This window comes from Fodinibius salsisoli, assembly GCF_026229185.1.
Lineage (GTDB): Bacteria > Bacteroidota > Rhodothermia > Balneolales > Balneolaceae > Fodinibius > Fodinibius salsisoli.
Window position 1 is genome coordinate 96,309 of the sequence record NZ_JAGGJA010000007.1, and the last position, 14,032, is coordinate 110,340.

Sequence of the window (14,032 nt, forward strand, 5' to 3'; positions counted from 1 at the left end):
GCTGAAACAGGTTTAGCATGACATAGAAGAAGACAACAAATGAGTAAACAGATTCAAACACAGCCCATATTCGGAAGAACCCGCCATATTCATATGGTTGGTATCGGGGGGATTGGTATGAGCGGTATGGCCGAGATTTTACTGCAAAAAGGCTATACCATATCCGGTTCGGATGCCAATAGGGGCGAAACCATAGAACGCCTGCAAGAACTGGGGGCCGATATCAAAATTGGTCATGATGAGCAAAACATTGCGGGATGTGATGTGGTCGTTTATACCAGCGCTGTCAAGGCCGAAGAGAATATTGAAACCAAGGCCGCCCTTGAGCAAGGTATTCCCGTAATCAAACGAGCGGAAATGCTTGCTGAACTGATGCGCATGAAATATGGCGTAGGCGTGGCTGGCACGCACGGTAAAACAACCACTACAACCATGATTGGACACGTCATTCAGGATGGCAGCTTTGATCCGACCATTATGGTAGGCGGCAAGGTGCACAGTTTTTCCAAAACCAACGCCGTGGTTGGCAAAGGCGACATCATTGTGGTAGAAGCAGATGAATTTGATCGCACGTTCCTGCGGCTACGCCCCTCGCTGGCCGTAATCACCAATATTGAAGCCGAGCATCTGGATATTTATGACAACCTCGAAGATGTCAAAGATGCCTTTATAGAGTTTGCCAATAAAGTGCCCTTTTACGGAACCGTGGCGCTTTGCCTGGACGATCCCAATGTACGAAGTATTATACCGTCCATCGATCGAAGAACCATTACGTATGGACTTACACCACAAGCCCAGGTAAGAGGCGTAAATATCACAGCCGACCATTTTGACAGCAGGTTCACGGTGCTGTATGAAGGTGAGGAGCTCGGAAGTATCACCCTGCGGGCGCCGGGCGAACATAATGTTAAAAATGCGCTTGCGGCTGTAGCAGTAGGACTGGAGTTGGATATAGATTTCAAAGACATCAAGTCCGGGCTGGAACGATTCCAGGGTGTTTTTCGACGCTTCCAGCTTAAGATGGAGAAAGATGATGTGATGGTGATTGATGATTATGCTCACCATCCTACCGAGGTACAAGCGACGCTTAGCGCTGCTCGCAACGGCTGGAAAGACCGGCGTCTGGTAGCGGTATTTCAACCGCACCTGTTTTCCCGGACGCAGGAACTGTATAAGGATTTTGGTCTCTCCTTCTTTGATGCTGAAGTGTGTGTCGTCACCGATGTGTATCCTTCGCGAGAAGAACCGATTGAGGGCGTGACCGGAAAACTTGTTGCAGATACAGCTAAAGAATATGGGCACCGGCAAGTGCATTATGTAGAAAACAAAGAAGAACTCCCGGCTAAACTGAAAAAAATAGTTGAACCCGGTGACGTAATTATCACAATGGGCGCCGGCGATATTTATAAATATGGCGAAGCCTTTGTGGATGAATTAGAGAACGAAATAGAAAAATTGAAATAGTGCAGGCAATATCTGAAATAAGTTCAGAGCGGATTCAACCATTTTATGACAAAAAAGAAATCAAATAACACTACCAAAAAGTCCGGCAGCGACATCAGTCCACTGCCCTGGATTGCAGGCGCCCTGCTGATCCTCGGCTGTGCCGTCGTAGCTGGCTTTTACTGGACTTCCACCATGAAAGTACAGGAAGTCTACTATGAGGGTAACCGGCTTGTTGCGGAAGAAGAACTTCGGTCCATTGACATTCCAACCGGTACCCACCCAGATAGCCTGAACACGCTGCAGATCATCGAACAGTTTGAAGCTATCCCCTATATCGACCAGGCCGCTATCAATGTGGAACCCAGTGGCAATGTTACTATCCGCATTACCGAACGGCAACCCATTGCCATGCTTGCCGAGGGTAGTCGTAAAGCCTATGTCGATAAAGAGGGTATTCGCCTGCCGGTTACCCTGGGCGAAGGCGTCAACGTGCCACTTGTATATGGATTTAGCACCCGGCCTATTGGCGATACGCTGAAAAGTGCCGGTTTTAAAGCAACGGCTGACTTCCTGGTTCAGCTCAGGAACAAATCGGTCAGTGATGCCACTATCAGTGAAGTAGCCTGGACCGATGACGGCATTGTAGCACTGACCAACCAGAATGGAGTAAAGCTGATTTTCGGCAAAGAAGATTTTGCAACCCGGCTGCGCAACTGGGAGGCTTTTTATGCAAAAGTCATAAAACAGAAAGGAATAGAAAGTATGCGATCGATCGACATGAGATTTCAAGGACAGATCGTGACGCGTGAAAAAGAATAATCACATAACCATACGTGGATAACATTATGGAAGAGCAAGAAGATAGAATTGTAGTTGGATTAGATATTGGCACAACCAAAGTGTGTGCTATTGTCGCCTCAATTGATCCACAGGATCGCATCCACATTTTGGGGGTCGGCAAAGCGCCCAGCGATGGACTTAACCGGGGCGTGGTCGTCAATATCGATAAAACCGTAAATGCCATCCAAACGGCCATTGAACAGGCCCAACTGGCTTCTGGCATTGAGGTAAATTCGGTCAATGTTGGTATTGCAGGCGACCATATCCGCAGTATGCGCAGTAAAGGCGTCATCACGATTAATAATAAGGATAATGAAATTACCGTTGACGATGTGGAACGCCTGCTGGAAGACTGCCAGCGGATTATGCTGCCTACGGACCAACAAATTATCCACGTTATTCCACAGGAATTTGTGGTTGACGGCCAGGATGGCATCAGCGACCCGGTGGGGATGAGCGGCATGCGCATGGAGGCAGAAGTTCACATTATTACCGGACTCGTTTCTGCGGCCAAGAATATTTACCGCTGTGTAGAACGCGCAGGCTACCAGGTAGCGGATATTATCCTGGAACCCCTCGCCTCTTCCTATGCCGTGCTGGATGAGGAAGAGAAAGAAGCCGGCGTGGTGCTGGTCGATATTGGCGGTGGGACGACAGATGTCGCCATCTTCCAGGATAACACCATTCGCCACACGGCCGTCATCGCCATTGCCGGCAAGAAGGTGACCGATGATATCCGAATGGGTCTGAGCGTGTTAGACGACCAGGCGGAGAAACTGAAATGTAACCATGGTGAGGCTTATATCGATCTAATCGAAGATGATGAAGCCATCACCGTTCCGGGTATTGCCGGGCGGCCCCCGAAAGAAATTACGAAAAGTATTTTAGGCAAGATCATCCAGGCACGGATGGAAGAGATCCTGGAAATCGTAGCCATCGAAGTGAAACGAAGCGGCTACGCTGATGCGCTCAGTGCCGGCGTGGTGCTTAGCGGCGGTGGCTCACTGATCAAGAATGTGTGTCCCCTGGCCAACGAAGTACTCGGCATGGATGCCAAAGTGGGCAAACCGCTTGGGCTCAGCGGCGGACTCACGGATGAGGTCAATAATCCGATCTATGCCACCGGAGTGGGGCTGGTAATGCATGCCATCAAGACGGGCAGCGGCCCCCAAAACGAAGCTATTATACCATCATCTACCAAAGGATCCAGCGTAGAGAAAGTCATGGAGCGGCTTGCTGACCGCATGAAAAGCTGGTTCAAAGAACTTTAAATAGTAAGCTCAGCAATCAAGCGATAAAAAATAAACACAAAGCAATCTAAACAAGGAGTCAATTATGAGTAACCTTAACTCTCGTTTCAGTTTTGACATCGACAGTCAAGACAATGCGAAAATAAAAGTAGTGGGTGTTGGAGGCGGCGGAGGTAATGCCGTCAATAACATGATCCACAAGGGTCTGACCAGTGTAGAGTATATTGCTCTTAACACGGATGCGCAGGCGCTTAAAAACAGTATGGCGGATATTACCATCCAGGTTGGAGCAAATCTGACCAATGGACTGGGAGCCGGTGCACGTCCCGAAATCGGGCGTGAAGCCGTGGAAGAAAATAGACATGAAATTGAAGAAGCCATCGAAGGCGCCGATATGGTCTTCGTGACGGCCGGCATGGGCGGCGGTACCGGAACCGGGGGTGCGCCCGTAGTCTCAGGTATTGCCAAACGCAAAGGCATCCTGACGGTTGGTATTATCACCACGCCCTTTGAGTGTGAGGGGCCCAAGCGGATGAAATATGCCCGCGAAGGGATCACCGAACTCAAAAAGAACAGCGACACCGTTATCGTGATTCCCAATGAGCGACTGATGGACATCGCGGATGAAGACACGACCCTTCTGGAAGCCTTTGAGCAGGCCAACCAGGTGCTTTATAATGCCACGCGCGGCATTTCGGACCTCATCCTGATGCCCGGCCTCATCAACCTTGACTTTGCCGATGTGCGTACGACCATGCTCGACGGTGGAGCGGCCATCATGGGTGCGGCTTATTCTACCGGTGAAGATCGTGCTGAAATTGCCGCTCGGGAAGCCATTAACTCTCCCCTGTTAGACGGCGTCAGCATCCGCGGGGCCCGTAACGTACTGGTGAATATTTCATCCGGGGCCAACCTCGGCATGAAGGAGACCACCACCGCAACCAGCATTATTCAACAGGAAGCGGGTGAAGATGCGGAGATCATCCTGGGTACGGTACTGGATGAAAGCTTTGACGATGAACTCCGGGTTACGGTTATTGCCACCGGTTTTGATCTCGCTAAAAGCCAAAGGGAAGCACGTGTTGCTCCCAACAAGAAAAAGAATCAGAGTAAGCCCGAAGAGAAGTCGGCTTCTGATGGTCTTAAGATGCCTACGACCAAAGATGTCACCGGGCAGACACGGTATCCGAAATCCGGAGATGAACCGTATTACAAAGGCGAGAAAAACCTCAAGCATATGGATCAGCCGGCTATCCATCGCCGTGGACTGAAGAATATTCGATCCATGAAGCAAGAAAATGAGGAGGAAAACGCCAGCCAGAATGAACAATCTACCCAGCAGAAGAAAGGCGAAGAGTTACTCAACAATCGCCGTGAACGGATAGATAAAAGTGATTCTGATCAGCCGGCATTCCTGCGTAAAATTATGGATTAACCAGAGCTGATTGTGAATAACATTTGATTGCTTTGCTTTAACAACAAAAGCTGATACTCATATCAGTTTCCCCATCCCGCCGTGTGCGGGATAGATTGCTAAACTAAAGAGGGAGTCCTTTGATCGGGACTCCCTTTCTTTATTTCCTCCTCCCCCTGTTCCCTATTCTATCGGTTCCGGCAGCAGTCAGTCCCAGCTCCAAAGGCTCTTGAGTAGAAACTTTCGGTAATTGCTTCTCAAATAACTTAAAGCCTGGGTTCTTAAGAATGAGTTTTCCATGCGTGGCCCAATATAAGGTAGGCTTACAGATCAAGATTTATTTGAAATGGCTGAATAAGTAACTGGTGGGCAGTCCTGTGAAATGGGGCTCTATTCCACAGGGTCAGCGGCGGATTGATATTCCCCTTTTAAAGGCGTTAGGTGGTTGGTTACTTATCACTTATTTCAACGATCTTCTCTCCACCTTCAAGCAGTTCTTTGGCTTTAGGTAATGTTTTAGAAAGGATCTCTCTCATTTTTGCATTAGATGTATTACCACAGGTTACCCAAATAATTTGTGGAGGTGGGCCATGTTTGGCAACTAATTCCGTAAAGTCATCATCTTTGCTCATTACTACTACGTCCTGTTTTCGGGCTTCCTCGAAGATTTCATAATCCAAGGCATCTCTTAAACCCACGGCGCGGACAGATTGTGCTTCAATCTCTTGATAGGTACGATTAATCCAGGCAGCAATAGCGGGAGAAAGTTGTGCATCTATCCATATTTTCATGCTGCAATAACAGGATGATTGATTTTGCTGCTGGCATATTTCAGAGCTGCTTCGATGTCTTCTTTTTCCAGATCAGGTAACTCTTCCAAAACTTGATCTTGGGTTAAACCAGAAGCTAGTAAATCAAGCACATCAATGACACGGATTCTCATGCCACGAATGCAAGGACGACCACCACATTGATCAGGATTTACGGTAATACGTTTTTTCCAATTGCTCATGGCTATGTAGCATTAATTAATGATTACAAAAATAAACATACAGAAATAGCGTGAAATATCATAGGCACAGGTAGATAATTGAAAGCCACCTAACACACTCTTATATGTACCACTCCTATGGTACACACCAGATGCCTAACATTCAAGAAGATGTCCTGCAGTGAGTTAGGAATATCATATGTGGTAAGGAGCATAAAATAGCTCCCTATATCTACATATCACATAGCGACACCTTGACATCGTCATACAGGGCTTATTAGCCCCCCTATAGTAAAGCGGACCATTTCACTATAGGGAAGTAGGGTTGTTCACTACCCTGAAGTACCCTGTTTCAGGGTAGTAAAGCGGTCTACGTAAGGAAACGGGCTAAAAAGCGACAAAATGGCGCTTTTTATGCTACCGTTATACCGTACCCTGGCCTTTGCGAAGTCTTCGCAAGCCCTACGCACGATCTTCGCGTAGTGCTTGCGACGGCTCTGCACGGGAAGGACAGCTAATACATTCTCATATAACTATTTCTTCTTTGTTCACTTTTGTATCGCTCCCCTACATTGGTATTCACCGGCTCTTGTTATTCATTATAAGCACTTTTGTGTCGACAAAAGTGGAGCAAGTAGTTTTTTAATAGAACTCCCTTCCGCCTTTTGGCTTGACCCTTCCGAAAGGTCGGAACCAGCAAGCTGGGGCTCGTAAAAACTCAAGAAGAATTTAACTCCTCGGTGCTGGCAACTTCCACTGCCGCTGATGACGGTTTGCAGGCAGCACCTCGTCAGACAGAAATTCTTCTGGTGGGTCTTGTCACTTCTTTTCTGTAATGAAAACAACAAACTATAAGAACTGTGCCTTTGGCCTTCCGGCCTAACATAAATTCTGCTGGGACAAGCGACCGAAGCCGAAGTGTCAAAAAATCATTTCCTGTCTGAAAGTTGCCGCTTTTGGCAACTTGAGTTAAATGATTTTAGCGGAGGCGGAGCGAGCGACAGCAGGAATTTATTCAGCCGGTGAGTTTTTTGATTACTTTTTTGCTCATTCAAAAAAGTGATAGAAGGTTGGCATTGTTCCAAAAATGGGGAAGGTAACTCTTATTATCTCCGCCTTTTGGCATGATCCAAAAGGCTGGTAAAAGATCTAGGGCCCACTACGCCGAAGTAGCATAGCTACGTAGGCTGTACTGGAAATTTCTTGGCTGCGCTCATGGCCTTCGTGCTGTATAAATTCAATGGTCCTTTAACTGTTTTACCCTCGAGTTGAAATATCACCGGTATGAATTTATACGGTCGCACTCCACCCTTTCGCGCTATTCGCCAACAAATTTAAGGCCGATGGTACTTCGGTTCATAGGTTGGACCTTCATTTCAGCGTTAGTATCTCTTCAATATTCCGGCCTAACGAATCATGGGCGGAGGTTGAAGGATGGCCAGGATCATTTCATACCGGTGCCATTTGGGAATCTGAGCCGTAACGGGAAGGACCATTGAAATGATCCCATCCAAGACCAGAGCGTACCATGATTCTCAGCCGGTGGGACCTCTCAGTCGTAGATTTTGCTTATGTTTTAAATTCTGATTCCCTATACAACCCGGCCTCAGGATTGTGAAGGTGTTGGGTTGCCGGAGAGCGACGAGGATCAGAAAGAATGGTGGTCTGAATCCCGACTGCTCGGGATGAGTTTCCATTCTTTCCCGAGACAGCGATGCGGTATACACCTGAAGAATCCATCAGCCGGTGAGTTTTTTGATTACTTTTTTCATCACTGAAAAATAGTAATAGAACAAGGAATCGTTAAATTAGTATTTACTTCTTCTCTTCCACCTTTTGCCGTGTCCCGTCCATACGGGGGCTTGATCCCAACAAATTTAAGGCCAAGGGTATTTCAGTTCAAGAGACAGACCTTCTTTTCTATAATTAGAGCTCTTCCTCATGCCGGGGGTTAGGTTTCAGGGATGGGTTACGTTGCCAAGTTCCTCTTTTACTCTATCCTTAAAATTTCTTAAAGTAGTGACTGTATGTTCCTTGTAATCCAATTATTTATCAAATGACATCTTTTCGGCACGCTACCCTTATTCTTGCCTTTATGTTGCTAATCACGTCTGCACTAATGGCCCAACAGAAGAAACTTGAACCTGAAGATTATGGCCAGTGGGAGCGTATAACGTCAACGGAACTTTCCTCCAATGGACAGTGGTTTGCCTACAACATTGAGTTAATGGATGGCGACGGCTGGCTGACCATCAAAAAGGTAGGCGCCGACACAACGGAAGACCATAAGGTTATGCACGGCATGCGGCCGGACTTTTCCAATGATAATCAATGGGTGGCCTTCCTTATTGGCGTATCCGAAGATCAACAAAAGAAGCTGGAGAAGCAGAAAAAGCCCGTCCGGTATGACCTGGGGCTAATGAACCTTGCCACCAGCGAGGTTGATACCTTCAAGAAGGTGCAACGGTATCAATTTTCGGAAAATGGAAAACACCTGGTCATCAACAAGTATCCACCGAAAGAGAGCAAGACCGAGGGCGCTGACATTATCCTGCGTAATTTGGCCCAAGGCACTAACCAGCTGATCGGCAACGTCTCGGAATACCAGTTCAACGATTCGGCCAATAAACTGGCCGTGCTGCTGGATGCAACCAATGATTTTGGCAATGGCGTGCACCTCTATGATTTATCGACGGGTCGCATAACTATTTTGGACAGCGATACCACCAATTACAAAGATCTCACCTGGAATGATGCCGGTACCGCCCTGGCCTTTCTCAAAGAGCGGGAAGATGAGGGGTTTAAAGAGGCCACCAACCTGGTCTATGCTTATCCAGACATCAAGAACTCTCTTGATAAAAAGGTTTTTGATCAGCGTGATAATACCACCTTCCCAGACAGTTTCCGGGTCGTCGATTACCGGTCACCCGAATGGTCGGAAGATGGAGAGACGCTGTTTTTTGGCATCAAAGAATGGGAGGCTACGCCAGAAGATGACAAAGAAAAGAAGCAAGAGGCCGACTCTACGGAACAAAAGGATAAAGATCTGGATGAAGATCTCGATCCCTCGAATGTGGAAGTCTGGCACTGGAAAGATGACGATATCCAGCCTCGCCAAGAAGTTATGGCTGATTCGGAACGGAAATCAAACTACCTGTCCGCCTGGCACGTAGAAGACAATTCCTTTGTACAGCTGGGCTCCAAGAAGTTTGAGCGCATTCAGCTTACCGGGGATCAACAGCATGCCATCGGATATAACCCCACCCCCTTCGAACCCACCTTTGAGGAAGAATGGCGTGAGGTGCACCTCATTGATGTGCACGCCGGTGAAGCAGAGAAAATTCTTGATAAACAGGAGAATATCCGGACCTCTCCCGACGGACAGTACCTTCTGTACTTTGAAAATCAAAACTGGTGGAGCTACAATATTTCTGAGGGACAGAAGACCAATCTAACGGAAGAAATTGATACCCAGTTTGAGGATTTCACCAATGTAAACGGTCGTCAGTATCGGCGCCCCTTTGGCACCGGTCAGTGGGCGGAAGACGATAGCTGGGTGCTTCTCTATGATCAATATAACGTCTATAAAGTTTGGGCGGATGGCAGCGACTATAAAAAGCTAACCGAGGGAACCGCAGACCGTATTCGGTACCGGCAGGCATACATCGACTATGGGGAGGACTATGAGGGCATCCCAGCTGACCAACCCATCTATTTAACGATGTATGGTGATAAGTCCAAAAAACGGGGCTTTGCTGAGCTTACATCCGACGATGAACGCCGGACACTGAAATTTGAGGATCAAATCTTTAACCGGCTTTCCAAGGCTGACTCTACAAACCAGTTTGTCTATCAGGTGCAATCTGCGACCGACTCGCCGGACTTCTTCCATGTGGACGATTCCTTCGATGATGCTACCACCTTAACGCATACCAACCTGCAGCAGGATGATTATTACTGGGCCGATGATGAGCTTATCACCTTCACCAACGAGCGGGGCGAAGAGCTGGAAGGACGGCTGCTATATCCTGCCAATTACCAGCCGGGCAAAAAATACCCGATGATCACCTATATCTATGAAGAACGTTCGCAGACCATGCACAGCTACAGCATGCCCTCACGGAAAAGCCCTTATAATTTTCGCCGATTTTCCTCCGAAGACTACTTTGTCTTTCAACCGGACATCACCTATGAGTTGCGCGATCCGGGTATATCAGCGGTTGAAAGTGTGGTCCCGGCGGTTGAAAAGGTTATGGAGACCGGCATGATCAACGAAGATCAAATCGGGCTTACCGGCCACTCCTGGGGTGCTTATCAAACGACCTTTATTGTTACTCAAACAGACCTGTTTAATTCGGCCGTGGCCGGGGCGCCGCTTACGAATATGGTCAGCATGTACAATTCGATTTACTGGAATTCCGGGATGACAGACGCCCGGATTTTTGAAACCAGCCAGGGTCGTTTCCCGGATCCCTGGTGGAAGGACTGGGATAACTTTATAGAAAACTCTCCTATCTTTAATATGGAGAATATGAATACGCCCCTGCTCGTAGAGTTCGGTACCGATGATGGGGCCGTGGATTTCAACCAGGGCGTAGAGCTCTATAATACCATGCGGCGCATGCAGCATCCCTTTGTGATGCTGGTTTATGAAGGAGAAAACCATGGGCTGGCTCGTGAGGAAAACCAGATTGATTATGCTACCCGTGCGTTCCAGTGGCATGAGCACTACTTGCTGGGCAAAGAACCCGCTGACTGGATTAAAGAAGGACTGCCTTTTTTAGAACGTCCTGCAATGCAAGAGAAAGAAGAGGATTAACGTCTGATGAAACATTCAGAATCATACACTATATCACCACCCAGCCGATTCAAGTTTTTCAGGTGGCTGCGATACCTTGGAATCATATTGGCTATCGTTTACTTTTGGCTAACTATTGACAGCTATCAACAAGACGGCTGGGTATTCACGACCATACTGAATGGTCTTACGGGGGTTATCTGGCTGGGAATCACCTACAGCTATTTTAGAATCCCGGTATTCGGTTCTAAAATTGGCATCTCTTCCGACGGTATTACCTTTAAAGAACAAGGGGAACCTCAATCTATCGGCTGGAAACAGCTGCAACGGATCAACATGACCAACAACTCGATATTTCTGAGCCTCGAAAATAATCCGGACAAAGAACTAAACATTTCCTATTTGGAATACAAGCAGTTACAGGAGGCAAAGAAACGGATACAATCATTCAGTACTAATCATCAAATTGAATTTTCATCTAAGTATTGATGTGATGCAAACGCTCAACCTCCAATCCAATCATTCGAGCACCTTCGCTAAAATTATGCGTGTTCTTCTCGGTCTTTGGGGATTAATGTACATCACCTCTTTCTTCGGCACCTACTTTAACGGCGATGAATTAACCTGGATACTTATTCTACAGGGAATTGTAGGCGTTGCCCTGGTGGCAGCTGCTCTGCTTGGCACTCAGTTTGGTAATCCCAAAGAGGTTACGCTCAATGCTGATTTTATACGTACTGATGAAGGTGCATCCTATACCCGAACCGCTTATTGGAAAAAGATTGATTCTTTATCGCTCATGCGTTTTGGTATTCGGATTACCTATCAAAGCGGCACTCCTGAACGATTTCGTCTTCCTTTTTTAAGCACCAAAGAATTTAAAGCATTAGAAGATTGGCTGATTGATAAAACGGCTCGGCAAGGAATCACTTTTTCTAAAAAGCCGTGGTGGAAGCTGTTTTAGTTTAGAATTCTCATAGATGGCTGGTATCTAATTTCCATTGCCCCCTCACCTTTCAAACATTGGCTAAGCTCTGCTGAAAAAATTATCGCTGTCGCCCAAAATGGCTGTGTTAGTTTATTAAGGCTTCTTACTGTCTCCCTTCCCTGCTTGTAGGGATGGGTCAAAAATAGCATGGTTTTCCAAGCTCATAACCTCCCAGCATCCGGTATCTGGAATCTAAAAAACCGCTCCCCCCCTCAAGGGGAGATTACAAATTCTTGCACAGATCAATCAATTCCGGCTTTGAAATCCAACCTTCCGGCCTAACGAATACTGTGTGGGACCAAAGATGATCAGAATATTCTAATTTATTGAATCAAATTTCATTCCACATTTTGGATTGATCCTTCCTAAGACTCGGAACCAGCAAACTGGAGTTCATAAACAATCTCCTTAAAACACTTCTGTGAGTAACTTTATAGCCATACCCACCGCCAGCAGCGAAAAGGCATATTGCAAATACTGACGCTTGATCTTGAGATTGAAAAACGCTCCCACAAATCCGCCTAAAAGCCCACCCACAGCCAATGGCAGGGCTGCGCCAAAATCCACATAGCCAATATGATAGGGCGTCAGGGTCTGGGTAGTTCCATTAAAGAATGCCAGTTGCATCCATCCCGAGAGAGAAATAAGCACAATAGCCAATGAAGAGATACTGACTGACTTTACGAATGCTTTTTTATACCACAAGTTCATCAGCGGGACCATAACACCCCCGCCGCCAATGCCTGCCAGCGCGGCGACGAAGCCTCCCAATCCACCGGTTACTGTAGCTTGTTTCCCGGTTATCGGTTCATGGTTCTGCTGCGTGGTAGTCTGATTCTGCGATCCCCGCCGATAAAACATATAGGCCACATAGATCAACAGGAGGCTAAAAAAGATGACGAACACCTGTTGACTGTAGTAGTCTGAGGTGATGACCAGCTTTCCCAGAAACACTCCTCCGGCTCCTAACACCCCTACTTTTAATCCCTCAATCCAGAATATATTATCTTGCCCGTATTGACGGATAGAGCTACCCGTTGCGGCAATGAACGTGCAAAACAGTGAACTTCCGATGGTTAACACGACCGGATCCTCGATACCCGCATCACTGAAGACCACAAAGAGGATGGGGGTAAATAAGACCCCGCCTCCCAGTCCAAAGAGTCCCGCTACAATTCCTGCTATTAATCCCAGCCCTAATAAAAGAAGAAATTCCATTTATAACGTTATTTCTCCCTTCAAATAGGTTTTTGCTTGTCCACTCAGGATAACACGATCCCCCTTCAGCTCGCAATTGACGGTCCCTCCCCGCTTAGAAAGTTGTCGGCCCACCAGGCGATTCTTGCCCAATACCTTGCTCCAATAAGGGGTAAGCATTGTATGAGCAGAGCCTGTTACCGGATCTTCATCTACCCCCACAGCCGGGGCAAAAAAGCGAGATACAAAATCTGCCTCTTCTTCATCAGCAGGCGCGGTTACTATGACGCCGCGTCCATCAATTTGGGCTAACAGACGCATATTGGGAGTCAGGTTAAGTACCTCTTGCTCTGTATCCAGTACACATAGGTGATCCATATCGCTATAGACCTCATTACACTCTACCCCTAATGCCTGCTCCAGTAAAGGCGGGGCCTCTGTAACATTACAGGTGCTTGCCGGGAAATCCATCACCAACTGCTCTCCTTCTCTCCGGACGGTTAACGGTCCACTCAGCGTCTGAAACTTAATGCTCTCTTCCTCATATCCGAGGTGTTTAAAAAGGACGTGAGCAGAAGCCAACGTGGCGTGTCCACAGAGCTGGACTTCCGTTACCGGCGTAAACCAGCGCAGTCGATAGCCGTTCTCCTCCTTCACAAAAAAGGCTGTTTCAGCAAGATTATTCTCCATCGCTATCTTTTGCATCTGCTCTTTCGGCAACCATTCCTCCAAAGGACAGATGGCCGCAGGATTCCCGGCAAATATCTCTGTAGCAAAAGCATCAACTTGGTAAATAGGCAGTGTCATAACATCCATTTTTGTTTAACTAATAAACAATCTCTGGGGTAGAGCCCAGAGACAATACTTTAGTAATGCTGGCAATCATAAATATAGCAGAAACTTATAGGGTTTCACAGTCTCTTTTGCCCGATGTATACATAAGTATTCTTGGTTATAGGCACTCATACAGATACAATAAAAATACATCGCAAATTAAAAAACCCCGGGAGAGGGAGACCCGGGGCTTAAGTTCAGCATTGGGGAGGAAATAAGCCGTCTGTGTACTCATTTTTCTCACCCTTGCTTATATTCTACAACTTAATTTACG

General features: G+C 47.1%; 11 protein-coding genes. 7 read left to right on the plus strand and 4 right to left on the minus strand.

Translation table 11 applies throughout. The annotated features are described in order from the left end of the window. Positions 1–66: 66 nt before the first annotated feature. The 4 genes from murC to ftsZ all read left to right on the plus strand — a co-directional run bounded on the left by murC (position 67) and on the right by ftsZ (position 4,971). Positions 67–1,464: a UDP-N-acetylmuramate--L-alanine ligase gene (gene murC, locus J6I44_RS11610; protein ID WP_350356700.1), complete on the plus strand. Its 1,398-nt coding sequence runs from the start codon at positions 67–69 to the stop codon at positions 1,462–1,464. 45 nt (positions 1,465–1,509) lie between these two features. Continuing rightward, positions 1,510–2,265, plus strand: coding sequence for a cell division protein FtsQ/DivIB (locus J6I44_RS11615; protein WP_265766302.1), 756 nt, complete (start codon positions 1,510–1,512; stop codon positions 2,263–2,265). A gap of 26 nt (positions 2,266–2,291) precedes the next feature. Beyond that, entirely contained in the window at positions 2,292–3,557 is a 1,266-nt protein-coding gene (ftsA, locus tag J6I44_RS11620; protein WP_265766303.1) for a cell division protein FtsA, read from the plus strand. A 64-nt stretch (positions 3,558–3,621) separates the two neighbouring features. Continuing rightward, the gene (gene ftsZ / locus J6I44_RS11625; protein ID WP_265766304.1) at positions 3,622–4,971 is read left to right on the plus strand and encodes a cell division protein FtsZ; all 1,350 of its coding nucleotides are present in this window, start codon (positions 3,622–3,624) and stop codon (positions 4,969–4,971) included. Between the two features lie 428 nt (positions 4,972–5,399). Here the strand turns inward: ftsZ and J6I44_RS11630 are convergent, their stop codons facing one another. Both J6I44_RS11630 and J6I44_RS11635 read right to left on the minus strand, forming a co-directional pair. Next, on the minus strand, positions 5,400–5,741 hold the full coding sequence (locus tag J6I44_RS11630) for a DUF5615 family PIN-like protein (protein WP_265766305.1): 342 nt from the start codon (positions 5,739–5,741) through the stop codon (positions 5,400–5,402). Next, positions 5,738–5,962, minus strand: coding sequence for a DUF433 domain-containing protein (locus J6I44_RS11635; protein ID WP_265766306.1), 225 nt, complete (start codon positions 5,960–5,962; stop codon positions 5,738–5,740). The genes J6I44_RS11630 and J6I44_RS11635 overlap by 4 nt, the downstream gene beginning before the upstream one ends. A 2,035-nt stretch (positions 5,963–7,997) precedes the next feature. On the opposite strand from J6I44_RS11635, the gene J6I44_RS11640 reads away from it, so the two are divergent. Genes J6I44_RS11640 through J6I44_RS11650 form a run of 3 tightly spaced genes read left to right on the plus strand, consistent with a single transcriptional unit; the run spans position 7,998 to position 11,703 of the window. Further along, positions 7,998–10,760, plus strand: a complete 2,763-nt coding sequence (locus J6I44_RS11640) for an alpha/beta hydrolase family protein (RefSeq protein ID WP_265766307.1) — start codon at positions 7,998–8,000, stop codon at positions 10,758–10,760. 6 nt (positions 10,761–10,766) lie between these two features. Next, positions 10,767–11,228, plus strand: a complete 462-nt coding sequence (locus J6I44_RS11645; RefSeq protein WP_265766308.1) for a hypothetical protein — start codon at positions 10,767–10,769, stop codon at positions 11,226–11,228. Between the two features lie 4 nt (positions 11,229–11,232). Next, entirely contained in the window at positions 11,233–11,703 is a 471-nt protein-coding gene (locus J6I44_RS11650) for a hypothetical protein (protein ID WP_265766309.1), read from the plus strand. Positions 11,704–12,135: 432 nt separating this feature from the next. Here J6I44_RS11650 and J6I44_RS11655 read toward each other — a convergent pair whose 3' ends face one another. Next, a complete protein-coding gene (locus J6I44_RS11655) occupies positions 12,136–12,945 on the minus strand; it encodes a sulfite exporter TauE/SafE family protein (protein WP_265766310.1) in 810 nt (269 codons plus the stop codon). Continuing rightward, a complete protein-coding gene (locus J6I44_RS11660) occupies positions 12,946–13,731 on the minus strand; it encodes a PhzF family phenazine biosynthesis protein (protein ID WP_265766311.1) in 786 nt (261 codons plus the stop codon). It abuts the gene before it with no gap. Between the last annotated feature and the right edge of the window lie 301 nt (positions 13,732–14,032).